Origin of the sequence: Corynebacterium sp. CNJ-954, assembly GCF_001942345.1 — a bacterium.
In the GTDB taxonomy this organism is placed as follows: Bacteria; Actinomycetota; Actinomycetes; order Mycobacteriales; family Mycobacteriaceae; genus Corynebacterium.
In genome coordinates this window covers 11085-37698 of sequence record NZ_MKKI01000008.1, presented here as the reverse complement: position 1 = coordinate 37698, position 26614 = coordinate 11085, and the positions used below count along the sequence as shown (strand labels likewise).

Below are 26614 nucleotides of genomic sequence, written 5' to 3'. Positions count from 1 at the left end.
ATCGCGCATGGCTAAACTCCTCTACCGGATCGGACGATCCGCATACCTGTACAGGTGGCGATTCATCGCCGTCTGGCTGCTGGTGCTCATCGGTGCGGGCACCCTGGCCGGAACCATGGCGAAATCGACCTCCATGACCTTCACCATCCCCGGACTCGAGTCGGTCGAGACCCAGGAGAAGATGGGCGACTACTTCCCCGGCGGCAGTGACGAGATGGAGGCCGCCACCGGCACCGTCGTCGTCCGCGCCCCCGAAGGCGGCTCGCTGACCGACGAGGCGACCCACGCCGACCTGGAGAAGCTCATCACCGAGCTCAAGGGCCAGGACGCACTGACCGACACCGATGCCATCGTCGACCCGGTCACAGCCGCCGCCGGCATGGAGCAGCAGCTCACCGAGGCCAAGGCCCAGCAGGGTCTGCCGGAGGAGCAGATCCAGGCCGACATCCAGGCGTTGTCCCCGGTGAGTGAGAACGGCCGGACCGGCACGTTCACCGTCACCTTCGACGCCGACTCCGCGATGGACATCGCGCCGGAGGACACCGAGGCCGTCACCGAGGTTCTGGACGACGCCGCCACCGACAACCTCGAGGTCTCGTACAACGGCAACGCCTTCCAGATGGCCGAGATCGGCGGCACCGCCGAACTCATCGGCATCATCATCGCCGCCCTCGTGCTGATCATCACCTTCGGCTCCTTCGTCGCCGCAGGTCTGCCGCTGATCACGGCGATCGCCGGTGTCGGCACCGGCATCATGCTGATCATGGCGGCCACCGCGCTGACCGACACCATCAACAGCATGACCCCGACCCTGGCCTCCATGATCGGCCTGGCCGTCGGTATCGACTACGCCCTGTTCATCGTGTCGAGGTTCAGAAATGAACTCGTCGCCTTCGCCGGCGGCAACAACATGACACCGAAGGAACTCGCCCAGGCGATCAAGAACACCAGTCACCGGCAAAGGGCCCACCTCGCCGGACTCGCCGTCGGCAAGGCCGGTTCCGCCGTCTGCTTCGCCGGCCTGACGGTCATCATCGCGCTGGCCGCACTGTCGATCATCAACATCCCGTTCCTCACCGCGATGGCGCTGGCTGCGGCGTTCACCGTCCTGATCGCCGTCGTCGTGGCCGTCACCCTGCTGCCCGCCATCCTCGGCGCATTCGGCACGAAGTCCTTCGCCGGACGTGCCCCGGTGGTCAAGGCTCCGGATCCCGAGGACGAGAAGCCCACCATGGGTCTCAAGTGGGTCCGCCAGATCCGCAAGCGCCCCGTCGTCTTCTCCGTCAGTGCCGTGCTGCTGCTGGTCGTGCTGGCCATCCCCGCGCTGGGCCTGCAGCTCGCCATGCCCACCGACGACTCCGCCAAACTCGGCAGCCCGCAGCGCACCGCCGCCGAATGGATCAACGAGGACTTCGGCCCCGGCCGCAATGCCCCGATGATCGCACTGGTGACCTCCGACGATCCGGAGACCGCACCGGCCGCCTACGGCGCCGCCGTGGAGACCATCAGCAGCCAGGACGGCGTCGCAAACGCCCAGATCACCCAGATGACCGAGGACGGTTCCGCCGCCCAGGTCATGATCACCCCGACCACCGGCGCCAACGACGAGGCCACGAACGACACCCTCCAGGCCCTCCGCGACGCCGAGGCGTCCTTCCACGACGAGACCGGGGCAGAGTACGCCGTCACCGGCGTCACCCCGATCTTCGAGGACATCTCCGACCGACTGTCCGAGGTGCTGATCCCGTACATCGCCATCGTCGTGGTTCTGGCGTTCGTCCTGCTGATGATCGTCTTCCGGTCCCTCTGGGTACCGCTGATCGCCGCACTGGGCTTCGCCCTCTCCGTCGCCGCCACCTTCGGCCTGACCGTCGGTATCTGGCAGTGGGGATGGCTCGGCATCACCAACGACCCGCAGCCGATCATCTCCTTCCTGCCGATCATGCTCATCGGCATCGTCTTCGGCCTCGCCATGGACTACCAGGTCTTCCTGGTGACCCGCATGCGCGAGGGCTACGTCCACGGCAAGACCGCCGGCAACGCCGTCTCGAACGGGTTCAAGCACGGTGCCCGCGTGGTCACCGCCGCCGCGCTCATCATGATCTCGGTGTTCGCCGCCTTCATCCTGATGGACGAGCCGTTCATCGCCGTGATGGGCTCCGCCCTGGCGATGGCCGTGCTGATCGACGCCTTCGTGGTCCGCATGACCATCGTGCCCGCCGTGCTCTTCCTGCTCGGTGACCGTGCGTGGAAGCTGCCCCGCTGGCTGGACAAGATCATCCCGTCCGTCGATGTCGAGGGCGAAGGACTCGTCGGCCTCGAAGCCCCGGAGCACGACAGCGCCGGCAAGCACGAGAAGGAGCCCGCCACCGTCGGGGCCGACACCCCCGACGGCACCCACGGCGAACACGCCGCCGACACCGACCCGTCCGACGACAGCACCACGACAGATGGCCGTTAACGACGCGCTCTCGCACCGCGAGCAGAAGAAGGAGGAGACCCGCCGCGCGCTCGCCCGCGCCTCCGCGGAACTCCTGCTCAGCGAGGGCAGCGACGGGATGACCGTCGCCGCCGTCGCCGAACGGGCAGGGGTGTCCACCCGGACGTTCCACAACTACTTCCCCCGGCGGGAGGACGCGCTGCTGTTCTTCATCGAGGAGACCATCGACGAGCTGCGTCAGCAGGTCGAGGACGCCCCTGAGGACGAACATCCCCTGGACATCATGCAGCGACTGGTGACCGACCGCGTGGACGACGACGGCACGGTCTCCGACGACCCCGGCACGCTGCTGAACCTGCGTTCCATCGCCGACCACCTGAGCTACATCACCGGGCCCGGCGACAAGGAACGGGTGATGCACATCGCCGACGGCCTGCTGGATGCGCTCCACCAACGGGCCCGGGGGACGATGAGCCGTCAGGCGAGTGCGCTCATGCTGGTGTCCTGCCTGACCGCGGGCGCCATCGCGGTGGAGTCACGGGCGGCGGAGAAGGGACATGACTGCATGGTCATGTTCCCCAGCTGGGCGTCGACCGACCAGTCCCCCGCCGAGGTGCTCGACGAAGGGTTCGCGCTGCTGCGCAGCGGCTTCGGGAGCTGAGGCACCTGGACACGCACGGTACGACGGTTTCTGTCCGGATCCGGGAGTGAAGAACACACTTCGCCCGCAATTCCGGACAGAAACCGTCGTTCGTGTCTGTGCGACCGAGACGCGGAGACGCGGTACGACGAGACCTCGCTGATAGCCTGGGACTATGGCGCGGACGAGGATAGGTGACGGTACGGGGGCGTCCGGCACGTAATTTCACCACAGGTGCGACAACCGTATGGCTTCGTCGGTTGTCAGTTGCGGTCGCCGGGGTCATCACGGTGCTGGTCCTGGTCCGCTACCCAGGACTCCCGGACACCATTCCCGTGCATTTCGGTCTCGGAGGGGAAGCAGATGCCTGGGGTTCGAAAACGACGGTTCTCTTTCTCTCGCTGATCATGCTGGTGTGCATCGGTGGAACCTTCTGGGCGTCCCGACATCCCGATGCCAGGTGGATGAACTACCCGAAAGACGTCACCGAAGACAATGCCCAGCGGCTCTACCGGGCAGGTGAGAAATCCCTGGTGTGGTTGAATGTCGGACTCGTGGCAATCTACGCCGGAATGGCGACAACCATGCTCAGTGAGATCAATGCGACGGTGGTCCTTGTTCCAGGGCTGGTTGTTCTGATTGGAGCGACAGCGGTTGGTCTGACTAAGACCATTCGGGCCTGACGTCGATTGAAGACACTGAGCCCGGGAGCACGCTGCGAACCGTCCTCGCTGCCAGGCTCCTGGACATATATCGTGCCACGCCCGAGGAGCCGAGCAGGTCAGCCGGATGCCGCGGCGAGGGTATGCCCCAGTACAGCCCCGCCGAGGTACGAATAGCCGGAGACGTCGAGCGTCATACCGGCGTAGGTCAGCCAATTGTTCGATTTTCCGACCAAACCAAGGGGGAAGTGCAGTCTGCCGGGTAGCCGATACCGCTGACTGCGGCCCCGCCAGGGGTATGTGGGCCTACTACAGCGACCGCAGCTCCGGACATCGCCCGATTCTCCGGGATGTACTGCAGAAATCTTCTGACCAGGTCGTGGTCGCCGTAGATGGTGGGACCAGATGCCGTCGATTCATGAGGCTTCGGGACCATTGTCCCTTTCGTGGCTCTGAGGATTCCGGTTTTTATCGCGCTTCAGAAATTCGACGGCAGAGGCCACCTGGAGAGGTAAGGGGTCCGATGCCCAGTCCGCGAAAGAAAAGGCCCGTCTAGCGATGCGCCTCAATCGTCCGTTATTTTTCATTGTTCACCTCCTATCAATCAGGTCAGCGGGAAAAGGACGCTGCCTGACCATTTCCTCCAGGGTCCGTTTCAAACACGCCGGCTGGCCCGGTGTCACTACGTCCAGCCACCGTGTCCTCCAGTTCTGCCGTACCGGGCCCGAGCCCTGCTGCATCATCCTGTGATGCGACATCCTCCGACGCATCTGCCTGCGCAGTGAGGTGCTCGACTGCGCCAGGGAACGAGCTGAAACCGTCTGACATATCAACCGATAGTACGCACTTCCGTAATTACGTACAATAGTACAGAGTAGGACGAGGGCCGCTCGCCTACACCGCCGCCGCGAGAGCTCCAGTCACCCGCTCGACGACCACCACGACAGCGACGGCAGCCACCACAACGGTAAGAACCCGCCCTGTCGTCGTCGCCATGTTCAGCGTGTACTTTCCGCGGTTGTTCTGCGCGATGACACCTCCGCCCGGCGCGTCGACGAATACCAGCCACCGGTCACGACGCCCGGAGGGCGACGGATACTGCAGGTCGATGGCCCGACTGACCCGTCCCGTCACCAGCATCAACGCGATGAGCGTCGCCAGAGCGCCAATTCCGCCGACTGCCACGAGACCACCACCCGCCCAACTCCACGGGCCGGCAAGCCCGGTGAAAGTCAGTGTCAGCGACGCAGACAGCGCGACATCGGACCATGCCAACGGCACCTGCACCGATTCTGCGTGTGCCCAGGTATTGAGCGCGTCATTCCTGGACCGCTCCGAATCTCCGAGGGGCAACCCGCCTCCCTGGGAGGCAACACCCACGGCAGCGATGCACAGCCCCAGGACGCCGACGACCGGCGCGCCGAGTGCAATCACCATCAGAAACGGCAGTGACCGTCCCACCCAGGAGTCCGGAGTACCGTCCGCACCCCAGTGAATCGGCATGGGATCCGGGACGGCCCCGTAGGCGGTGAGCAGCCCCACGGCCAGCGCCACCGGTGGGATGAGCGCCAGGGAATGCACAGGCCATCGTGTCCGTATCCTGGGCGTGCGCTGTGTATCCATAAGAATCTACGGTATCAGCCCCTCAAAACAATGCCGTGACCGCCATAGACAGGAGCATCACGGCCGTGCCCGCGAGGAGAAGCAGCATGACCACTGCGCCGATCCGACCACCACGGGTCGCGACATTGAAGGTGAAGTTCATTCCCGATCCGGTGTCGACCATCACCCTGTCACTCCCCGGGATGTCCATGAACATCAGCCACCGGCGCCGGCGTCCGTCCGGGTGGGGGAACCTCTCGGCGACGGCGTCGCCGCGTCGCCCCATCACCACGAGCAACCAGACGGTACTGGCGAGAATGCCGAGCATCCCCAGCGCGTCGATCCATCCGGAGATTCCCTGCAACCACCCCCACGGCCCGTTCAGACCGAGCATCATCACGGTCATCGACGTCGAGAGCATGACGCAGTACCAGCCCATCAGCGGCTGCATCACCTTGAGTTCGTGCCAGGTGCGTTGGGCGTCCAGGGTCGACTTCGCCCCACCGCGCTCAAACAGGGACCCGGAGTGCACCCGCACGAACAGACCGACGAAACCCATGGCCAACACACATATCACCGGACCAAGCAGGACACCGAACAGTAACGTCCCCATCGACTTCGGCGACCAGGAGTCCGGCTCCCCGGTGAAACCCCAGTGCGTCGGCATCGGATCAGGCAGTGCGTCATAGGACGCCACCAGCGCCACCGCCGCAGCAGCAGGCGGCAGCAATGCCAGCAGATAGAGGTAGCCCGGCATCGTCACCGGCGGATAATCCGCTTTCCGCGATTCTCCAGGCATCCCGTGTGATTCCGCCGTCATATTCTCAGAGAGTAACAGTCCGGATGAGCCTAACGCCCGCCACAGCGCGACGGCAGGTGTAACGTGACGTCCTGTACGCATTCTCAGGGCGGGGCGAAATTCCCCACCGGCGGTGAAAGCCCGCGAGCGCCACCTCCACCAGGTGGGTCAAGCAGATCCGGTGTAATTCCGGAGCCGACGGTCACAGTCCGGACGGGAGAGAAAGGCTGGACACCTCATGTCCGGAATTCTGGCGTCGGTCAACGACGCCCTCACAACATTCCTCAACGCACAGTGGTCGATCGGCGACTCGGCGGTCCTCTGGCGGGAGGTCATCGGCAACGGCTTCGGTATCGCCTCCGCCATCGGCGGCATGCGGAGGGTCGTCTGGGCATGGCCGGTGGGTATCGCGGGGAACATCCTGTTGTTCACCGTCTTTCTCGGCGGCATGTTCCACACCCCGCAGGACCTCGACCTCTACGGCCAGGCAGGACGCCAGGTCATGTTCCTCATCGTCAGTGTCTACGGCTGGTGGCAGTGGCACCGGGCCACGACCGCCGGCATGCGGGAGCCCGAGGACACCGACCCCTCCCGCTCGATCCTCTCCGAACCGGCCGACACCTACGAGGCAGTGCAACCGCGGTGGGCGACGTCACGCGAACGACTGGTCATGCTCGCCGTCGCCGTCGTCGGAACCTGTGGTTTCGCCTGGATCTTCAGCGCTCTGGGGTCCTGGGGGCCATGGGCGGACGCCTGGATCTTCACCGGTTCCCTGCTCGCCACCTTCGGCATGGCCAGGGGATGGACCGAGTTCTGGCTGATCTGGATCGCGGTCGACATCGTCGGTGTCCCCCTCCTCTTCACGGCCGGCTACTACCCCAGTGCCGTCCTCTACCTCGTCTACGGAATCTTCGTCGCCTGGGGTTTCGTGGTGTGGCTGCGGGTCCAGCGACGGTCCTCCGCGGATTCCACCGGTGGTTGCGACCGCCAGGAAAGAACGTACGCTGTAGCAGATGAACAGGACATGAAGTTCTGATGAGTGGAGTATGCAGAATCGACTCGCCTGGCTGACCTGCTGATGCCCGCGGGTCCCCGGCGCGGTGAGGACAGGCGTGGCGACAGACACGGAGACGACGGTAGAGCCGTCCTCGACCACCCGCCCCCGCTGGTGGCTGGAAATCCTGCTTCTCCTGGGCCTGTACGCCGTGTACTCGGGGATCCGTAACAGCGTCCATGACGCCGACGCCGTGGCCCACCGGAACGGGCAGGCGATCCTCGACTTCCAGGGCAACCTCGGCCTGTCACTGGAGCGCGGTCTCAACACCTTTCTCGACGCCACCCCTACCGTGGCAGCCGCCAGCGCGCTGGTCTACGCCTCCCTGCATTTCCTCGTGACCCCCGCCGTACTCGTCTGGCTGTATCTGCGCCACGACCGGCGCTACCGGTTCCTCAGTCTCATCATCATCCTGACGACGGTCGTGGCCCTCATCGGATTCTTCGTCACCCCCACCGCACCACCCCGGCTGCTGGCCACCGAAGACTTCGTCGACATCATGGCCAAGACAGGGTCGTGGGGATGGTGGCCTGAATCGGGGAACCTCGGGTCGGACGCCGTCTCCAACCAGTTCGCCGCCATGCCCTCACTGCACTGCGCGTGGGCGACGTGGTGCGGGACCATACTGGTCAGCCTGGCCCGTAGGACCTGGCTGAAGGTGCTGGGAGTCCTGTACCCGCTGGTCACTTTCCTCGTCGTGATGGGCACCGGGAACCACTACTTCCTCGACGTCGTCGCGGGGGTCGTGGCGCTCGCCCTCGGTGCCGGTGCCGTCTACGGTGCGCGGACGGTACGGGACGCCCGGCGGGTCAGCACTCCGCCACTGTCCGCCTGACCTCCTCGACCTGCTCGGCCGTCACGTCGGCGACGGTGGCCGGGGAGAAGTGCGCCTGCCGGTCCTTGTCGACCAGCACCGCCCGGACTCCCTCGGGGAAGTTGGGCTGACGGCGAAGCAGCCGCCCCAGTGCGTACTCCGCGTCCAGCGCCTGCCGCAGAGTGCTGCGCGCGGAGTGGTTCAGTAGTGCCGTCGCGGCGACCAGTGACAGCGGGTTCGCCGGAGCCAGCATCTCACGGACACTGTCGGCGAACTCCCCCTCCGACTCAGCGATCCGTCCCTCGATCGTGGGCCAGTCCTCGCCCGCGAAGGTAGCGGTGATCCAGTCCAGGTTCTCCGCCAACGTCGACGTCCCGGCGGACTCCCTCCCCGCGGTCCGCGCCAACGCCGCATCCAGCCCGTCGTTCACGAGGGTCTCCCGGAAGGCGGCGGTGTCACCGTCATGCAGGATGTGGGTGGCCAGGCCGCTCCACAGGAGGTCATCGGTGCCGATCCGGTAGGCGGTCGTCGCCAGGAACAGTCCGAGGGCGGTGCGCGACTCGTCGGGGACGTGCGGCAGGTGGGTGAATGCGTGGGAGATACCGACGTCGGTGATGAAGCCGATGGCCATCTCCGGCATGGACTGCCACGTCCTCTCGGTGATCACCCGGATACCGGCGTGGGCCGAGACACCCAGCCCGCCGCCCATGGCGATCCCGTCGACCACGGCGATGGTGGGCTTCGGGAACGTGGCGAGGGCATGGTTCATGTCGTACTCGTCACGGAAGAGGTCGTCTCCCGGGGTGAAATCTCCCGTGAGGTCGGAGTCACGGACCGACCGCACGTCACCACCGGCGCAGTAGGCCTTCTCCCCCGCCGAACACAGCAGTACCTGCTGCACATTGTCATCGTCGCGGAAGCTGTCGAGCGCCATGGCGATCGCGCTGATCATCTCGTGGTTCAGCGCATTGAGCGCTTTCGGACGATCGAGGGTGATGACGCCGGTACCGTTCACTGTCTCGACGCGGACGGCGGGTGTCTGGGAGGTGGTTGTGGTGTTCATGTCTGCCATGGTGGCACGAAACGACGGACGGCGGCGCAGCGGCTCCACCGATGCCGGGGTGAATCACGTACAACTGTGAACTGAAACACGTTTCATTTGATATCGTGACAGAAAGGATGAATCGTCGAGGCGATCCACACCACCGTCCGGATGGAGAAGAAATGACAACCGCGTCCGCAGGCAGCACCCCGTCCACCGCCGTGCCGATCGACCCCTCGATCCAGTCCGTGGGTCACATGCTCCGTAAGCGCATCAAGGAGACACCGGAGCGTCGGGCCTACAGCTTCCCGGTCACCGACGGAGCATCCGGGGAAACCTGGGAGGCGGTGACATGGGCGGAACTCGGGGCACAGGCGTCCGAGGTGGCCGGCGGCCTGATGTCACTGGGCATCGAGGCCGAGGAGCGGGTCGCCATCGCCAGTTCCACCCGGTACGAGTGGGCCCTGGCGAACTACGGGATCATGTACGCCTCCGCCGCCACCGTCACGGTCTACCCCACCACCGTCGCCGATGACGTCGCGTTCATCCTCGACGACTCGGGGTCCCGGGTGGTGTTCGCGGAGGACCGGGACCAGGTGGACAAGCTCCTCGGCCTCCGCGACGAGATTCCCGGGGTGCAGACCGTCGTGATGGTGAGCGGCGACGTGCCGGACGAGGTCGAGAGCAGTGCCCCCGGTTGGGTGATCACCCTGGAGGAACTGCGCCGACGGGGACGCGAACACCTCGACGCCCACCCCTCCGCCGTCGACGACCGTATTGACGCGACCCGACTCGAACACCTGTCGACGCTGATCTACACCTCAGGCACCACCGGTCGTCCCAAGGGCGTGCGTCTCCCCCACCGGGTGTGGGTGTTCGAGGCGCACGCCTCCGAGGTCACCTCGAACTCCGGCCCGGAGAAGCTCCTGACCATCGACGACAAACAGTTCCTCTGGCTGCCGTTGGCGCATGTGATGGGCAAACTGCTCCTTGTCCTGCCCGTCCACATCGGGTACGAGACCGCCATCGACGGACGGATCGACAAGATCATCGAAAACCTCGCCGTCGTCAAACCGACGTTCATGGGCTCGGCCCCCCGCATCTTCGAGAAGGCCTACAACGGCATCGCCACGATGATGGCCGCTGAGGGCGGTGTGAAGGAGAAGCTATTCCACTGGGCCAGCCGCGTGTGCGTCCAGGTCTTCGACGCCGACAACGGTGTCGGGTCGGCCAGCCCCTGGATCCGTCTGCAGGCGAAGATCGGCGACCGGCTGGTGATGTCGAAGATCCGCGAGCGCTTCGGGGGTAATGTCCGGCGCTTCATCTCTGGCTCGGCGGCCATGAACACCGACATCGCCCGCTGGTTCGGTGCCGCCGGCATGCCGATCTTCGAGGGGTACGGACTCACCGAGACCAGCGCGGCAACCTGTCTGACCCGGCCGGACATCTACCGCGCCGGCTACGTCGGCCCCCCGCTGGAGGGTATCGAGGTCCGCATCGCCGACGACGGTGAAGTCCTGGTGAAGGGGCCGGGCGTGATGGACGGCTACCACAACAACCCGGAGGCCACCGCCGAGGTCCTGGAACCCGACGGCTGGTTCCACACCGGCGACATCGGCGAGATGGACAGCGAAGGCCGGGTCAGGATCACCGACCGAAAGAAAGAACTGTTCAAGACGTCCAACGGCAAGTACGTCGCTCCCGCCCAGGTCGAGGCCAAGTTCAAGGGGCTCTGCCCGGTCGCCAGCCAACTGGTGGTGGTCGGCAACGACCGCCCGTTCGTGTCCGCTCTCGTCACCCTCGACGAGGATGCCGTCACCGCCTGGGCGGAACGCCAGGGCGTCTCCGGTGGCTACCGCGAGATCGTCCGCGCCCCCGAAACGCGGGAGATGGTGCAGGGCTACATCGACGAGCTCAACAGCAACCTCAACCGGTGGGAGCAGGTCAAGAAGTTCACGATCCTGCACCGTGACCTCGGGGTCGACTACCAGGAGATCACACCGTCACTGAAGCTCCGCCGGAAGGTGATCCACGAGCACTTCGCCCAGGAGATCGCCGCCCACTACGAGTGAGTAGCCTGCGGAGTCCTACTTCTTCTTCCGCTTCTTTTTCTTCTGCTGCTTTCCCTGCTCCAGGCTGGAGGCGAGGTCGGGGACGTAACGGAACTCCGTGCGCGGGGGTCGTTCGTAGTCTGACGCCACCTCCGGTCGCTCCGGGATGCGCGGGGGCGTGTGCTCGACTTTCTCCCACGGCACCGAGGAGAGGATGTGGTTGATCACGTTGATCCGGGAGCGTTTCTTGTCCTCGCTCTCCACGGTGTACCACGGGGCGGCGGGCGTGTCTGTGTGCGCGAACATCTCGTCCTTCGCCCGCGAGTAGTCCTCCCACCGGGTGATGGACTGCAGGTCCATCGGCGACAGCTTCCACTGCCGCAGCGGATCCTCACGGCGCGAGGTGAACCGGGCCACCTGCTCCTCGTCGGAGACCGAGAACCAGTACTTGCGCAGCATGATGCCGTCCTCGACGAGCAGTCGCTCGAAGACGGGAGCCTGGTGCAGGAACCGGCGGTACTCCGAGGCGGTGCAGAACCCCATGACGCGTTCGACCCCGGCACGGTTGTACCAGGAGCGGTCGAAGATCACGATCTCCCCGGCGGTGGGCAGCTTCTCGACGTAGCGCTGGAAGTACCACTGCCCCTGTTCGCGGGACGTCGGTGCCGGCAACGCCTCCACCCGGCAGAACCGCGGGTTGAGGTACTGGGTGATCCGCTTGATCGCCGAACCTTTGCCGGCGGCGTCGCGCCCCTCCATGATGACCACCACACGGGCACCGGTCTCCCGGACCCACTGCTGCATGTCCACCAGATCGGCCTGGAGCTTCTTGAGCTCCTTCTCATAGGCTTTCTTGTTCAGTTTCGGCGGACGGGTCCCCGACGGGTTCTCAGCGGGGGCAGTCGGTCCCGGAGCGTTCTGTGACGTCATGGGGACCGAGTTTACCTGCTATTCGACGGAGAACTCCGCCATCCGGTCCCACTCGCTTTTACCCGGGATAGAGGTGTTTATGATCTGCGGGGTCTCCGACAACACCGTCGGGAACAGCTTGCACGCGGCCTGGAAATGGTCGCTGTTGACATGAGCGCCGTCCGCGCCGTCCTCGAATGCCTCGACAAGGAAGTACTCGGAGGGGTCGTCGGTGCCACGGAACCAGTCAAACCACAGGTTGCCGTCCTCGGCCCGGGTGGCCTCGGTGAAGTCCGCGACAACCTCGCGGAAGTTCTCGACGTACTCGGGAAGCGGACGGAACCGCACATTGATCAAAATCATGGCCACCAGGGTACGCGAGGCGCAGACCTCGTGTCATAGCAGGTCAGACGACACCACTCACGGCAGGTATGACGAACATTTCGCCCTCTGGACGGGTACCGGCGGGTGGTTCACGGGCATGCCCGGCGGAAAGGTTGGTCCGCACCCGGTGTTTCAGGATGCTCCAGTGGAAACACGAAAAACCGGGTCCAATATCAGAACACCGACCTCAATGCTTTTGCCTGATGTATTATCACTTTCATCCCTAAACGCTCAGGGAAGGACTCTCCACCTCCCAGCGCACATTCCCCGACAAGAGAGTCAACCATGAGCATCGACCAGGCGATCAGCGCACTCGCGACCAAGGTTCGCGAACTCAAACCCATCATCGAGACCGAGGAAGCCACCAAGACAGCGTTCATCATCCCTTTCATCAGCAACGTCCTCGGTTATGACGTCACGGACCCCCGTGAGGTCATCCCCGAGTACACCGCAGACATCGGGAAGAAGAAGGGTGAGAAAGTCGACTTCGCCATCAAGTCCGGCGACGACTTCCGGTTCCTCATCGAGTGCAAGAAGATCGGGGAACCCCTCGACCTCAATCACGCTACCCAGCTCGTCCGGTATTTCAACGTCACGGACACCGAGTTCGCGATTCTCACGAACGGCGAGGTCTACCAGTTCTATGCTCAGCTCGACGCCGTCAACCGCATGGACGAGAAACCGTTCATGACCCTTGACCTCTCGTCCGTTGACGCCCGAATCTTCCCGCACCTCGAGATGTGCACGAAAACCCAGTTCGACTCCGAGACGATCGCCGCCAGCGCAGAAGAGCTGAAATACGTCTCTGAACTGAGGAAGGGCATCGCAGCGGAGCTCAAGGAACCATCCACGGAATGGGTCAAGCTGCTGGCCGCCCGAGTCACCTCCCGCCGAATGACCGCGGCAAACCTGGATCTGTTCACCCGTCTCGCTGCGACTGCTGCCAGCCAGTACCTGCGGGACGAAACGAACCGTCGTCTCCGCTCCGCCCAGGACCTTGAGGACCCCACCACAGCCGTCGCAACCGCCGCCGATAGCGTCGAAGAGAAGGCCCCTGACGTGCCGGTCTCGGAAGACGGCGTGGTGACCACCGAAGAAGAACGGCAGGCCCACAGCATCATCCGCGCAATCTGCTGTTCCGACGTACCCGCCACCGACATCACCATGCGAGACGCCAAGACCTACTGTGCGATCTTGTTTCAGGACAACAACCGCAAACCGATCGCACGCCTCTTGTTCGACCGCAAAATCCCCCGAATCGTCCTGTTCGATGAGAACAAGAACGAAACTCCGCATGACCTAGACTCCATCGAGGGTATCTACAGTCACGCCGACCACCTGCGCTCTCGCGTCAGGTCGCTAGTAGCCGGATAAAATCGGCGGTCGCCGTACAGCAAGAGTCCCCATCGTCACGCCGGCGATGGGGACCCGGTGCCGGAGGCCACACTGGGCGAGCCACCGCACCGTTCCTGGTGCAAGAGTCGGCTGACACCAGGAACGTTCCACAGAGCGCTCCCATGGGACTGGAGGCGCTTCTCCGATACTACCGAAAATCGTTCTCACGTGACCGCTGTTCATCCCCGCCCACACGCGACCACCCCCTCCGGACCGAACAACCCCTGAAGCCCCGCCGTTGACAGGCCCATCCGTTCCTTGAATGCAAAAAGCCCCCGGCACCGAAGTGCGGGGGCCGGCATCGCCGCTCATGCAGCGAGCATCATTTACTCGTTGATGGAGGAAACGATGGCACCGAAGACGTCGGTGATAGCGGTAGCAACGGTGGAGATGATCTGCTGAATGGTCTCGATCATGATGATCTTCCCTTCGATAGAAGTTTGGTTTCGCGCCCCAGTGTTCTGAGCCGCACGATGGACCATACCGGTGGGGGGATAAGAAACGTTACACAAGGATATTACCTACCCCCATATGGGTTAGAGCAACTTATATCGGCAGGTCAGGAGCATAAACACGAATAGACGCACATCCGTTCCGCCGTTGCGGATCGTGATGTGCGCCTACCCAGAAAGGCGATACATGATCGAGTTGTATCGTTGCGCGGGGGCCATCCAGGTCCCCTGCACCTAGAACATTATCCCCCTGAAAATGTCCCTCCGAATCGCCACACCCCCGGGGGTACGATCGGCCGACCTTCGAAGCAATTCAGCCCTACTGTGCGCCGGCGAAGCGTCAGGCAATAGTTCGCAATAGTTCTCCGTCGACCGCAGAAAGCCCCCGCACCGAAGTACGGGGGCGATGAGCGTCTGAAAACTACCGGGCGCCCTGCAGGGAGCTGACGACGTTGACGGCAACGACGGCAATGGCGGTAAAGACGGTGTCGATGATGTCCTGAATGGTCTCGATCATGGTGATCTCCTTGAGAAGCGCGATGGGGTGCGACGGGTGTTCCTGTCACGAGACGTACGTTACAACGACAGAGACGGGTAGTTACCATAACGAACGTATTTACCCCCGGGGGTAGTCACATAAAAAGCCCCCGCACTGAGGTGCGGGGGCCGGCATCGCCGCTCACGCAGCGAGCATCGTTTACTCGTTGACGGAGGAAACGATGGCGTTGAAGACGTCCACGAGAGCGGTGGAAACGGTGTCGATGATGTCCTGGATGGTCTCGATCATGGTGATCGTCCTTTCAGTCTGAATACAAGTACCTGCGGCACGCAACCTCCGCGCCACACCATGCACACTACCGATCCCGACCCCCAGACCGTTAGGCAACAGATACTACCCACCCTGAGACGGGGTTAGATATTCACAGGCCACACCCCATGAACAGCGAAGAAAAAGCAAAGCACCCCACGGTCCACCGTATGAGAACCGTAGGGCGCTTCAACCAGAGGTGATACATGATCGATGTGTATCTGGTGCCGGGGCCATCCACTCCCCGCACCGGCCATGTTAGGCCCTTCACATGTTCTGGGCCACCCTACGCATGACGGGGACCACACCCGCGCATCACCCGTTGTCGACGCCGACCTCCTTCTCCGGCCCCTGGTTCTCCATGGCCACGTCCAACTCCCCACGCAGCTTCTCCACGTCCTCCACCGAGAACCGGTCCTCCCCCGCCACCGCAACCAGGCCGTCCAACACGGAGGTGCCGTAGTTGTGACCGTGCCCGTTGGGGACGTTCCCCGCACGCGGAAGGTCCAGAGTCACCTGCCAGAACGTGACGATCGGCATCCACCGCATCGTCGGCGAACGGTCGAAGCCCGGCGGCTCCTTCAACCAGTCAGGTTCGCGGAACAGCAGATTCGGCGACCACCACACCACCGGATCCGACGGGTGCTGGACGTAGAGCACACGACTGCCACCCCAGGGAGTCCCGCCGTCCTCAGGGTCCTCGATCCACTTCTGGATCTGTTCCGAGTTCTCGGCGAAACGCACCATCATGCCACCCGAGTACTCCGGGTCAACCTCACGGGTACCCGGGTCCCGTCGCGACACGAAATCCCGCCACAGCTCATTGCTGTTCGGTGGACCGAGCCACAGCACACCGTCCACCGTTGAAGCGATGTCGCGGATACCGGAGAACCCTCCCTCACCGGCGGTGGTGCCCAGGGACTCCCCGTACACGTAGAGCTTCGGACGGTTGTCCTCCGGGAGCCTGTTCCACCACTCAGCCACCGTGGAGATCAGCTCCTTGCCCGCCTCACGCACCCGGTTCCGGTCCGTGATGAACTGGATCGCACTGGGCAGGTACGAATACTGGTCGGCGGCGATGGCGGTGTCACCGTCGAACATCAGCTCAAACGCCTGCGCTGCCGTGGGGTTCACCCATCCTGTTCCCGTCGTCGGGGCAATCATCAGCGCCTGGCGGTCCTGGGCATTCGTCCGCTCCAGCTCATCAACGACGTTGAGCGCGCGTTCGCGATCTGTGTCACCGTTGCTCAGTCCCGAGTAGACCCGGATCGGCTCCTCCGAGTCCCTGCCAGTGAGCTCTTCGAGCTGGTCCTTGTACAACCCCAGCGCAGTGAACCGTGTGCCGTAGGCGCCCAGGTCCTCCCACTCGTTGAGTGAACCGGGGCCGCCGCTCCGCTCGCTGACGTGGGGGCGGACCAGGTCCTCACGGATCTCCTGGTCACGCACGGAGAAAATCCGCTCGCTGACCCGCAGAATCGTGCCGGGGAGCACCTGGTCCGCCACGAAGACGGTCACCAGACCGACGACGGCCCACGACACGAGCAGCTTCAGGCCGTACCGGGTGTGCTGTCCCGGGACGGCGCGGGCGAGCAGCACCGTCCCGCGCACCACCACCTTGCCCACCAGGTAGATACCCACCCAGAGCAGCAGCCCGACAGGAAGCACCTTGAGGAACTCCCCGGCGGAGTACGCCTCGTCCCCCATGATGTCGGCGATCTCCTGCTGCCACCGCACCGCGAAAAGGATCCACACCAGCAGCGCGACGACGATCACGGCAATCAGGGCGATGCGCAGTCGTGGCCGCCACCGGGCAGGAAGTGACCGTCCACGCGTCAGCAGAGTGGCCAACGGTTCCACGAGGTCGCGGATCCACAACACCCACACCCACTGCAGCAGGACCCCGATCAGGTGACCGGTCGCCGCCGACAGGCCGGCGGCGACCCCCTGGAACAACCAGTCGCGGGTGAGCAGCGACGGAGTCAGTGACAGCGCGAACATCAGTGCGCCGACGACGAGCCCCCAGGGGCTGGGCTCCATCAACCGTCGGAGGAAGCCGGTGTGCTCCGGAGCCTCCGGAGCGGCGGTGCCGGTCCTGCTGTGGTCCTGCCGGACGATCACGCCCGGGAAGTCATCCTGCACCGCTACGGCTCCCGTCCGTCCGTCAGTTCACGTCAGTTCACATCAGTTCACATCAGTTCATATCAATGTCGTCCAGTGAGTCTAGCAAGGTCAGGCGCCGCCGGTCTCCCGCCGTTCCGCGACCTCGAGCCAGTTCATCTCGAGTTCGTCGTGTTCGTCCTTCGCCGCGGTGAGCTTCGCATCGAGGTCAGCCAGCAGGGCGGTGTCGACGTTGCCGTCCTCCGGTGCCGCTGCCGCAGCGAGCCGCTGGTTGAGGTCCTCGACCGTTGCCTGAACCTTGGACATGCGCCGCTCCAGGGCGTTGAGTTCCTTGGTCAGTGCCCGGTCCTCCTGCGCCGACAGGCCGGTGGACTGCTGCGGAGTCTGCTGCGGACTCGGCGCATCACCGAGCGCCATGTTGCCGGTGTGCCTGTTCTCGACGGCGGCCTGCTCGGCACGCCGTTCGAGATACTGCGCAATGCCGCCGGGAAGGTTCGTCAGGTTCCCGTCCCCGAAGAGCGCCCAGGTGGAGTCACAGATACGCTCCACGAGATAACGGTCGTGGGAAATGACGACCAGCGTGCCTGCCCACCCGTCGAGCAGGCTCTCGAGTTCCTGCAGGGTGTCGATGTCCAGGTCATTGGTCGGCTCGTCGAGCAGCAGGACGTTCGGTTCCGCCATGAGTACCCGCGTGAGCTGGAGACGCCGTCGCTCCCCGCCGGAGAGGTCCCCCACCGGGGTGCGCTGGCGTTTGGAGGAGAAGCCGAGTCGCTCCGCCATTTGGGACGCGGTGAGCTCCTTGTCCCCGATCTGTACCCGGGTGGCGACGTCCTCGACCGCATCGAGGAGACGACGGGTGGGATCGAGGTCGTCGAGTTCCTGACGCAGCCATCCGATCTTCACCGTCCTGCCCTCGATCCGCCGACCACCGGCCAGCGGATACTCGCCCGCGAGAGTGCGCAGCAGCGTGGTCTTCCCCGACCCGTTCACCCCGACGAGACCGATGCGCTCACCGGGGTTGAGCCGCCAGGTCAGGTCCTCGACGAGGGGGCGGCCGTCCGGGGTGGTGATGGTCGCGTCCTCGAGCTCGATGACCTTCTTGCCCAGGCGGCGCGTCGCGAAGCTCATCAGCTCCACGGAGTCGCGCGGTGCCGGGACGTCCTTGATCAGCGCCTCAGCGGCCTCGATCCGGTACCGCGGCTTCGAGGTCCGGGCCGGTGCCCCTCGACGCAGCCACGCGAGTTCCTTCCGCGCCAGGTTGGCCCGGCGCTGCTCGGCGGCATCGGCCTGACGGGCGCGTTCGGCACGCGCGAACGTCCAGTCGTTGTAACCGCCCTCGTAGACGTCGACGACACCGTCGTGCACCTCCCACGTGTGGTTGGCGACGGTGTCGAGGAACCACCGGTCGTGGGTGACCACGATGAGTGCGCACCGACGGGACAGCAGGTGGGACGCCAGCCACTGCACACCCTCGACATCCAGGTGGTTCGTGGGCTCGTCCAGGATCAGCAGGTCGAGGTCGCGCACCAGCGCAGCGGCGAGACCGACACGACGCCGCTCGCCACCGGACAGCCCCGCGACCGGGGTGTCCAGGCCGTCCTCGCCGAGGTCGACGACCCCGAGTCCGTGGAGCACCTCACGGACCCGTGGATCCGAGGCCCACTCGAAGGTCTGCAGCCCCAACGGTTCCAGGACCGACTCTCCGACGGTGTCGCCCACCAGGTCGACGTCCTGCGAGACCCGCGCCATGCGCAGGTCGTTGTTGCGCGACACCCGTCCGGCGTCCGCGGTGTCGGCGCCCGAGAGAATCCGCAGGAGAGTGGACTTGCCTCCACCGTTCAGGCCGACGACACCGATACGGTCGCCGGAGTGCACCCCCAGGCTGACCTTGTCCAGCAGGGTCTTGAGACCGTAGGACTTCTCTACGTTCTCCAGGTTGATCAGGTTGACCGGTGTTGCCATGGCGGTTCCGGGGGATCCTCTCGGTTGATGTCGGTCAGGGTCAGGCTGTCGGGGTCAGGCTGTCGGGGTCAGGCTGGGGACACGATACGCGCACCGTGGCGGCAGGACGCCGCGGTGGTGGTGGGGACGGCACGGCCACCGACCCCTTCGGAGGACAACGCCGTCGCGACGTCCACCGCGTGGTCACGGTCACGGCAGAGCATCGCCACGGTCGGACCGGACCCGGACACCAGGCATGCCAGCGCGCCGGCGTCCTTGCCCGCCGCCAGGGTACGGCGCAGATCCGGGCTGAGACTGATGGCCGGTGCCTGCAGGTCGTTGACGACCGCACCGTCGAGGTGTGCGGCGAGCACGTCGACGTCGCCGGTGAGGATCGCACGTTGGGCGTCTTCGGGACCGCCGGCCCGCTGGTCGGGGCGCTCACCCCGTGCGGCAGCGGCCCGCTGTTCGTCAAGGCGCCCGAAGACATCGGCGGTGGACAGTCCACGCGGATCCATCGCCAGTGCCCAGTGGTAGGTGCCCCGGGTCAGGACCGGAACCAGGACGTCACCCCTGCCCTGACCGAGTGCGGTGCCCCCGGTCAGGCAGAACGGGACGTCGGCCCCGAGCTCCGCGGCAAGGACCGCCAACGTGTCATCGTCGGGACGCGGTGCCCGGTCGAAACCGGCGTCCACGGCGCCCGCGCCATGCAGGATCTCACGGGTGGCGACCATCGCCGCCGCGGCGTCCGCCGATCCACCTGCCATGCCGCCGGCGACCGGTACGCCCTTGTCCACCACGATGTCCAGGACGGGGAACGTCGCCGAGGGCACGCCCGCCAGGTCGTCCCGGTAGTGCTCCAGCACGGACAACACACCGCGGACAGCGAGGTTGTCGACCATGCGATCACCGGTGGGGACCTTGGCGGCGTCCCTACCGGTGACAGTGAAGGAACCGATGAGATCCGCCATCTCGGTGGGCACGCCCTCGTGGATGTCGGCCACCGTCAGCGTCACGGTCTCGGTGAGGTCGAGGGCCTGGAACACCGTCACCAGGTCGTGGTAGCCGTCATCACGGACATCCCCGACGGAGAGGTGCAGGTTCACCTTCCCCTGTGCCGTGGCCATGACAGACTGCCCCTGCAGCGAGAACTCTGCACTGTCTGCGGCGGTCACGGCTGCTCTCCTGCCTGCAGGGACGCCACCGCCAGGTCCACGAACGCCGCGGTACCAAGCTTCTCACCGCGCTCCCGTGGGTCGATCCCCGCATCGGTCAGGATCTTCTCCGCCGCAGGGCCTGACCCGAAGTACCCGGACAGGGCGGCGCGCAACGTCTTCCGCCGTTGCAGGAAGGCGGCGTCAGTGACGGCGAAGACCTCCCGGCGCAGGGCGTCCTCCCCCACCTCGTCGATCGTCTGCTGCCACGGACGGTCCTCATCGACCCAGCGGTCGATCCGGACGAGACCCGAGTCGATCTTGGGCGCGGGCCAGAACACGTTCTTGCCGATGGTGCCGGCCTTGCGCACCCGGCCGTGGAAGCCCGCCTTCACGCTGGGCACGCCGTAGACCCGGTTGCCCGGGGCGGCGGCGAGCCGGTCGGCGACCTCCAGCTGCACCATCACCAACACCCGCCGGATACTGGGGAAGACCTCCAGAAGATGCAGCAGGACCGGCACCGAGATGTTGTACGGCAGATTCGCCACCAGTGCCGTAGGAGCCGACTGTCCGCCGAGGTCCTCCCCACCCACCGACAAGGCATCCGCGGTGACCACGGTGAGGTCAGCGACCCGGTCCGGGGCGTGCTCGGAGACGGTGCGTTCCAGCCGTCCGGCCAACCGTGGGTCAACCTCCACCGCGGTGACATGGCCGACGGACTCCAACAACGCCAGAGTCAACGACCCCAGGCCGGGGCCCACCTCGATGACGTGGTCATCGGGGCCGACCTCCGCCGCAGAGACGATCCGGCGGACCGTGTTGGGGTCGATGACGAAGTTCTGGCCGAGCCGCTTCGTCGGGGTGACGTCAAGCTCCGCCGCCAACTCCCGGATCTCGCCGGGGCCGAGCAGACGGACACCGGGGCTGTTCTCTAGTTCCACGGTTCACCAGCCTAGTCGCCCGCACCCGGTCCCCCGAACCGGAGCGTGTCGACAGCGCCGTGGCCCCCGACCGGCTCTCTAGCGCAGGCCCATCTTCGAGGTGCAGGCGGGCCATGCGCCCCAGCCCTGTGCGGCCTGGACCTTCTCCGCCACGGAGATCTGCTCCTCGCGGGACGCCATGTGTGCCTCGGGTGCGTACTCGGTTCCGCCGTACGCCGCCCAGGTGGACGGGGTGAACTGCAGACCACCGGAGAAACCGTTGCCGGTGTTGGCCGACCAGTCGCCGGTGGCCTCACACTGCACCAGCTCATCCCACACCGAACCCCCGGCGACGGCTGCGGCGCTGGAGCCCTTCTTGGTGCCGCGCACCACGACACGCTCCGTGGCCGGCTCGAGCTCGGTGCGCTCGACGACCTCACGGTCGGTCTCTTCGCCGTTGGTCCTGGTGATCTTGAAGGTGACCTTCTCGCGGCCGGCGGACCCCTCCTCGAGGACCTCCTCCTCGCCCTCAGGCTTCTCGGGGTCCTCCTGGACCTTCACCGGCGGATCGAACGGACGTTCCTCGGTGGTCTCGTCGGTGCTGACGCGGTGGACCTCGATATGGGTGCCGGGGGTCAGCGGGGTGTCGGCGGGCGGAGTGACGACGTCGTCCTTGCCCAGCGGGGTGCCGCGCAGCTCCAGTGCCTCACCCACGGTGGCCGCGGCCAGCGACAGACGCGCGGGCTCTTCGCCGGGGTTGCCGTCGTTGAGGGTGAAGTCACGCGGGGTGGTGATGTTCAGTTCCATGCCCTCGACGGGGATCTGCGTCCCCACGCCCTCGGACAGGGAGGCGTCGTTGCCCTCGTAGCCCAGCTCCGACAGCAGGTCGGCGACGGTCAGCGACGTGGTGTCGACGTCCTTGAGCTGTCCGTCGACCGTGACAGCGACCTGGCGTGCCGAGCGCACCGTGACGGTGCCGTCGTTCTCCACCTTCTCGTCGAGCCCCGGGGTGATCATGTCGCGGTCGTCGACCTGGACGTCATTGTCCTCGAGCAGGCTGCGGATGTCGCCCGACATCGCACTGGCCTGCATGATCTCGCCGTTGACGTCCAAGGTGACGTCCTTGTGGTTGGTGGCGACGACGGTGCCGCCGACAACCAGCACCGCCAGCATGCCGCCGGTCGCCGCGCGCAGCGGGACCGAGCTGGTGCTGTTGATGCGATGCAGGGTGGACTTCTTCTTGGGGGACACGCGCTCTTCTACCTCCGGTGGCGTCGTTCCTGACGGTCAGGGACGACGGTTCGGGACAACCGACATAACGTTGATCACGATACGGTAACGATTGGGTCACGATCAAGAAATTCGGCATTCTGCCCCCGTTTCTGTCGCGATGATCACACCCGGTCCCGTCGCTACCGATAACAGCAGGTGACAGAAGAAGACTGAACCCCCACGCGTCACACAGGCAGGCCGTAGAGTCGGCGGGCGTTCTGCGACACCGAGACACCGAACTCGTCCGGGTCGACGCCTCGGACCTCCGCGAGGAGCCGGGCGGTGTATCCGACGAACGTCGGCTCATTGCGGGCGCCACGGAACGGCTCCGGAGTCATGTACGGCGCATCCGTCTCCACGAGGATCCGGTCCCCCGGTACACAGGCAGCAGCCTGCCGCAGTTCTTCATTGCGCTTGAAGGTGACGTTGCCGCAGAAGCTGAGGTAGTAGCCCCGGTCCACCGCCTCGAGGGCGACCTCCAACGGTGACGAGAAACAGTGGAGCATCACGGTCAGCCCGTCCGGGGCGTCGGCGAGTACCCGCATGAGGTCCTCGTCGGCCTCCCTGTTGTGGATCATCAGCGGTTTGCCGATCTCCGCAGCCAGGCTCATGTGCCAGCGCAACGCCTCCTCCTGGACGTCCAGCGGCGCAGTGCCCTCCGGATCGTGCCTGATCCAGTAGGTGTCCAACCCCGTCTCCCCGACAGCGACGCACCGGTCGTCGGCGACGAGCGCACGCAGACGCGTCCTCACGTCGTCAGTGAGCTCATGCGCCTTGGTCGGGTGCACGGCACACGCCGCGACGATCCGATCATCGGCATGGGCCGCCTGCAGCGCCAGCTCCGCCTCGTCGATTCCGTCGCCTACGGTGCACACGCCGCTCACACCGGCTGCAGCAGCGCGGTCCATGGCAGCCCGCACGGACTCTGCGTCGGTGGCCCCGCAGGAGGCCAGATGAGTGTGTGCGTCGAAGACCTCCGCCAGCGGCTCGGGAGGCACAGGTGTGGGACGTGGTTTCTTCCGTGACATGGTCCCCAGGCTAGCTGGCGTCGGGCCGGGGAACGCCCTCAGGAGTGCAGCGGCAGCGACTCGTCGAAGAACGCGAGTTCGAGATCCACGGTCCGCCGGAAGTACTCGCGGGACAACGCCTCATTCTCCGGAGACAACCCCGCCGCCCGGTCCACCTCGTCACGGAGGAAGGCGACAAGCTCGTGGAACGCCGGGTAGTCATGCAGGCGCACCCATTCCGCATGGACGTACCGCTCCGGGTATCCGCCGAAACCGACCGGCGCCTCCGCACGGTTCGCATCGCGGGTCGCCCAGTCCAGGTACAGCCATTCGCAGACCACCAGGACAGAGACGATCGCCGCATAATTCCTGGTCTCCGCCGCCTCGGTGAAGATCCTCTTGAACCCGGCGGTGGATTCCCGGTCGGGGATGCTGTCGCGCTCCCCGGCACCGAGATCCTCCATCGCCTCGACGAAGTAGGTGTTCTCGTCCCCGGCGATCTCGCCGATGAACTCCGCCAGGCGGTGACGGGAGGCGAAGTTGTCGGCGGTGGCGATCGCGGCACCGACCAGCGCCATGAACCCGTCGACGAAACGGTAGTCCTGGACGAGGTACGCCGCCATCTCCTCGTCCGGCAGTGTTCCTGCGAAGAGGCCCCGGACGAAGCGGTGGTTCACCGCAGCTTCCCAGGTGTCGGCATGCTCCCGCTGGAGCCGGTCGGTGAAACGTGCGTGGTCGGTCATGACGATTCCTCCGCGAGTGTGACCTCGATCAGGTTCAACGGGTATGGATCTCAGCCCGGGTCCGGGCACCCCGTGTCGGTGAAGCGCGCAGGTGCGCGCCGCCACGCTAGCAGAACGTGCGGCGACGAGGACCACACCTGCAGCGCGCGGCGTCAGGCGGGGTCTCTCACCGGTGACGACGGGCCCTCCCGGTCGTCCTGCACGATCTCCCTGCGCGCCTCCAGAGCGGCGACACTGATCGCCGACCAGAGTGCCTCCGCGGTGTGCCGGCTACCGCAGTCCAGGGTCAACCGGGCCCCGCTGCGGGTCAGGGACACCGCCGCAGCCTCCCGGGCCTCGGTGTCGGCCATGATCAGTGGGGCGAGGATGCACAGCACCTCGTCGGCGGTGTTGACCGCCGAGGCGTAGCGGGCCGCCAGGGCAGTGTAGGTCTCGCCGGTGGTGGGTCAGTGGTGCGGGTCGTCGTCACTCCGGCACGACCACCGGGCCCTATTGGGACGCTCTACTCCACCGCGGCCCAGGACGGGCCGGTCTCGGCCAGTTCGGGGTCCAGCTTCGTGAACAGCGGAGACGGTTTCGCCAGCGGGGTTCCCGGCGTCAGCGTGGTCCGGCCCCAGTGCGCCTGCTGATCGTCGTAGTCACCCATGATGACCGGGTAGCTGCGACCTTCAGCCGGCAGACCGACGCCGACCGGCGTCCGCGGCGAATCGTCGGTGACCTCGACGACCTGCGGCTGCGCCGCCCACACGCCGGTGCCGCCGAGGGTCTCGAAGACCTGCTGGGCGGAGAACGGCAGGTACGGGGTGAGCAGTGTGTTGGCGTCCGACACTACCTGCAGCGCGGTGTGCAGGACCGTCGCGAGCCGCTCCCGCCGGGACTCGTCCTTCGCCAGCTTCCACGGTTCCTGGGCCGCGATGTACTGGTTACCACGGTCGACGATACGCATCGCCTCGGCGATCCCCGCCTTAAACCGGGAATGCTCCAGGCACTCCGCGACGGTGTCGAACGCGGCGGCGGCGTCCTCAAGCAGGTCGGTGTCCTCCGTGGTGAGTTCACCGGCGGCCGGGATCTCACCGAAGTTCTTGTGCGCCATCGACACCGTGCGGTTGACCAGGTTGCCCCAGCCGTTCGCGAGTTCGGTGTTGATCCGTCGCACGAACTCGTCCCAGGTGAAGTCGGTGTCCATGTTCTCCGGTCCGGCGACGGCGATGAAGTACCGCAGCGCGTCCGAACCGAACTCCTGCAGGAAGTCACGGACGTAGATGACCACGCCCTTTGACGAGGAGAACTTCGACCCGGACATCGTCAGGAACTCCGACGAGACGACCTCGGTCGGGAGGTTCAGTTCACCGAACTCCCCTGCCTCGCCGCCGTGGTCGCCGCGCCCGGCGTAGCCGAGCAGCTCCCCCGGCCAGATCTGGGAGTGGAAGGTGATGTTGTCCTTGCCCATGAAGTAGTAGGACAGGGCCTCCGGATCAGACCACCAGTCACGCCAGGCCTCCGGCTTCCCGGACCGCCAGGCCCACTCGATCGAGGCGGACAGGTAGCCGACGACCGCGTCGAACCAGACGTAGAGCTTCTTGGCGTTGTTGTCCTGCCATCCCTCGATCGGGACCGGGACACCCCAGTCAATGTCGCGGCTCATCGCCCGCGGACGCATGTCCTTGAGCAGGTTGAGCGAGAACTTCAGCACATTGGGGCGCCACCCGTCGCGGGTCGTCAACCAGGACTCCAGGGCATCCGCCACCGCCGGGAGGTCGAGCATGAAGTGCTCGGTCTCCACGAAGTCGGGGGTCTCGCCGTTGATCTTCGAGCGGGGGTCGATCAGGTCTGCGGGGTCGAGCTGGTTACCGCAGTTGTCGCACTGGTCGCCGCGGGCGTCGGTGGCGCCGCACAGCGGACAGGTGCCCTCGATGAACCGGTCCGGCAGGGTACGGCCTGTCGACGGGCTGATGGCGCCGGTGGTCGTCTGACGCACCATGTAACCGTTGTCGTTGAGTCCACGGAAGAGCTCCTGGACCACGGCGTAGTGGTTCCGTGTCGTGGTCCGGGTGAACAGGTCGTAGGACAGACCGAGACCGGCGAGGTCCTCGACGATGACACGGTTGTACCGGTCCGCGAGTTCCTGGACGCCGACGCCCTCCTTCTCCGCCTGCACGAGCAGCGGTGTACCGTGCTCGTCGGTCCCGGAGACCATCAGCACCTTGTTCCCCGACATTCGCTGGAACCGTGCGAAGACATCCGAGGGGACGCCGAATCCGGCGACATGCCCGATGTGACGGGGTCCGTTTGCGTAGGGCCAGGCAACGGCGGTGAGCACGTGTTTCGACATGCGACCAGACTAAGCCATCGCACAGACGAAGCGCGCACCAGGGGTTGGTTCCCTGGTGCGCGCAGCAGTCTCATG

21 protein-coding genes and 2 riboswitches are annotated in these 26614 nt (G+C 65.5%); of the genes, 7 read left to right on the top strand and 14 right to left on the bottom strand.

Annotated features, from left to right (window positions below; all coding sequences use genetic code 11):
- The first annotated feature begins 7 nt into the window (after window positions 1-7).
- From BJF89_RS04180 to BJF89_RS04170, 3 genes are all read left to right on the top strand, one after another.
- The gene (locus BJF89_RS04180) at window positions 8-2461 is read left to right on the top strand and encodes an MMPL family transporter (RefSeq protein ID WP_083650482.1); all 2454 of its coding nucleotides are present in this window, start codon (window positions 8-10) and stop codon (window positions 2459-2461) included.
- Window positions 2451-3101: a TetR/AcrR family transcriptional regulator gene (locus BJF89_RS04175; RefSeq protein ID WP_075812507.1), complete on the top strand. Its 651-nt coding sequence runs from the start codon at window positions 2451-2453 to the stop codon at window positions 3099-3101. The genes BJF89_RS04180 and BJF89_RS04175 overlap by 11 nt, the downstream gene beginning before the upstream one ends.
- A 173-nt stretch (window positions 3102-3274) precedes the next feature.
- Complete coding sequence (locus tag BJF89_RS04170) at window positions 3275-3763, top strand: DUF1648 domain-containing protein (protein ID WP_075812505.1); 489 nt, start codon at window positions 3275-3277, stop codon at window positions 3761-3763.
- 873 nt (window positions 3764-4636) lie between these two features.
- On the opposite strand, the gene BJF89_RS04165 is transcribed toward BJF89_RS04170, so the two are convergent.
- Complete coding sequence (locus BJF89_RS04165; protein WP_083650481.1) at window positions 4637-5365, bottom strand: DUF1648 domain-containing protein; 729 nt, start codon at window positions 5363-5365, stop codon at window positions 4637-4639.
- Between the two features lie 22 nt (window positions 5366-5387).
- The gene (locus BJF89_RS04160; protein ID WP_158026031.1) at window positions 5388-6164 is read right to left on the bottom strand and encodes a DUF1648 domain-containing protein; all 777 of its coding nucleotides are present in this window, start codon (window positions 6162-6164) and stop codon (window positions 5388-5390) included.
- A 75-nt stretch (window positions 6165-6239) separates the two neighbouring features.
- Window positions 6240-6372, top strand: a riboswitch (FMN riboswitch).
- 9 nt (window positions 6373-6381) lie between these two features.
- On the opposite strand from BJF89_RS04160, the gene BJF89_RS04155 reads away from it, so the two are divergent.
- Window positions 6382-7179: a nicotinamide mononucleotide transporter family protein gene (locus BJF89_RS04155; RefSeq protein WP_075812499.1), complete on the top strand. Its 798-nt coding sequence runs from the start codon at window positions 6382-6384 to the stop codon at window positions 7177-7179.
- Window positions 7180-7255: 76 nt separating this feature from the next.
- Window positions 7256-8032 (top strand): phosphatase PAP2 family protein, encoded by a 777-nt coding sequence (locus BJF89_RS04150; protein ID WP_075812497.1) that lies wholly within the window; start codon window positions 7256-7258, stop codon window positions 8030-8032.
- On the opposite strand, the gene BJF89_RS04145 is transcribed toward BJF89_RS04150, so the two are convergent.
- Window positions 8007-9074: an enoyl-CoA hydratase/isomerase family protein gene (locus BJF89_RS04145; protein WP_075812536.1), complete on the bottom strand. Its 1068-nt coding sequence runs from the start codon at window positions 9072-9074 to the stop codon at window positions 8007-8009. The genes BJF89_RS04150 and BJF89_RS04145 overlap by 26 nt on opposite strands.
- Before the next feature lie 161 nt (window positions 9075-9235).
- Between BJF89_RS04145 and BJF89_RS04140 the strand changes: the two genes are divergently transcribed.
- Entirely contained in the window at window positions 9236-11125 is a 1890-nt protein-coding gene (locus BJF89_RS04140; protein WP_075812495.1) for a long-chain fatty acid--CoA ligase, read from the top strand.
- 15 nt (window positions 11126-11140) lie between these two features.
- Here BJF89_RS04140 and ppk2 read toward each other — a convergent pair whose 3' ends face one another.
- Both ppk2 and BJF89_RS04130 read right to left on the bottom strand, forming a co-directional pair.
- Window positions 11141-12034 carry a polyphosphate kinase 2 gene (gene ppk2, locus BJF89_RS04135; RefSeq protein ID WP_075812493.1) on the bottom strand — a complete coding sequence of 298 codons (894 nt, stop codon included), beginning with the start codon at window positions 12032-12034 and terminating at the stop codon, window positions 11141-11143.
- 18 nt (window positions 12035-12052) lie between these two features.
- Window positions 12053-12376, bottom strand: coding sequence for a putative quinol monooxygenase (locus BJF89_RS04130; RefSeq protein ID WP_075812491.1), 324 nt, complete (start codon window positions 12374-12376; stop codon window positions 12053-12055).
- Window positions 12377-12682: 306 nt separating this feature from the next.
- Between BJF89_RS04130 and BJF89_RS04125 the strand changes: the two genes are divergently transcribed.
- Window positions 12683-13771 (top strand): type I restriction enzyme HsdR N-terminal domain-containing protein, encoded by a 1089-nt coding sequence (locus BJF89_RS04125; protein ID WP_075812489.1) that lies wholly within the window; start codon window positions 12683-12685, stop codon window positions 13769-13771.
- Between the two features lie 1596 nt (window positions 13772-15367).
- Here BJF89_RS04125 and BJF89_RS04120 read toward each other — a convergent pair.
- The 9 genes from BJF89_RS04120 to metG form a co-directional block, all read right to left on the bottom strand.
- Window positions 15368-17191, bottom strand: coding sequence for an alpha/beta-hydrolase family protein (locus BJF89_RS04120; protein ID WP_255372483.1), 1824 nt, complete (start codon window positions 17189-17191; stop codon window positions 15368-15370).
- A 90-nt stretch (window positions 17192-17281) separates the two neighbouring features.
- Window positions 17282-19132 (bottom strand): ABC-F family ATP-binding cassette domain-containing protein, encoded by a 1851-nt coding sequence (locus tag BJF89_RS04115; RefSeq protein ID WP_075812487.1) that lies wholly within the window; start codon window positions 19130-19132, stop codon window positions 17282-17284.
- 68 nt (window positions 19133-19200) lie between these two features.
- Window positions 19201-20286: a 4-(cytidine 5'-diphospho)-2-C-methyl-D-erythritol kinase gene (locus BJF89_RS04110; protein ID WP_255372482.1), complete on the bottom strand. Its 1086-nt coding sequence runs from the start codon at window positions 20284-20286 to the stop codon at window positions 19201-19203.
- Window positions 20283-21206 (bottom strand): 16S rRNA (adenine(1518)-N(6)/adenine(1519)-N(6))-dimethyltransferase RsmA, encoded by a 924-nt coding sequence (gene rsmA, locus BJF89_RS04105; protein ID WP_075812485.1) that lies wholly within the window; start codon window positions 21204-21206, stop codon window positions 20283-20285. The genes BJF89_RS04110 and rsmA overlap by 4 nt, the downstream gene beginning before the upstream one ends.
- Before the next feature lie 78 nt (window positions 21207-21284).
- On the bottom strand, window positions 21285-22436 hold the full coding sequence (locus BJF89_RS04100; protein ID WP_075812483.1) for a resuscitation-promoting factor: 1152 nt from the start codon (window positions 22434-22436) through the stop codon (window positions 21285-21287).
- Between the two features lie 206 nt (window positions 22437-22642).
- The gene (locus BJF89_RS04095; protein WP_075812481.1) at window positions 22643-23485 is read right to left on the bottom strand and encodes a TatD family hydrolase; all 843 of its coding nucleotides are present in this window, start codon (window positions 23483-23485) and stop codon (window positions 22643-22645) included.
- A 38-nt stretch (window positions 23486-23523) separates the two neighbouring features.
- Entirely contained in the window at window positions 23524-24207 is a 684-nt protein-coding gene (locus BJF89_RS04090) for a TenA family protein (RefSeq protein WP_075812479.1), read from the bottom strand.
- Window positions 24195-24290, bottom strand: a riboswitch (TPP riboswitch). (Overlaps the previous gene by 13 nt.)
- Before the next feature lie 69 nt (window positions 24291-24359).
- Window positions 24360-24557 carry a hypothetical protein gene (locus BJF89_RS04085; RefSeq protein ID WP_139311870.1) on the bottom strand — a complete coding sequence of 66 codons (198 nt, stop codon included), beginning with the start codon at window positions 24555-24557 and terminating at the stop codon, window positions 24360-24362.
- A gap of 152 nt (window positions 24558-24709) precedes the next feature.
- Window positions 24710-26539 carry a methionine--tRNA ligase gene (gene metG / locus BJF89_RS04080; RefSeq protein ID WP_075812475.1) on the bottom strand — a complete coding sequence of 610 codons (1830 nt, stop codon included), beginning with the start codon at window positions 26537-26539 and terminating at the stop codon, window positions 24710-24712.
- Window positions 26540-26614 lie beyond the last annotated feature (75 nt).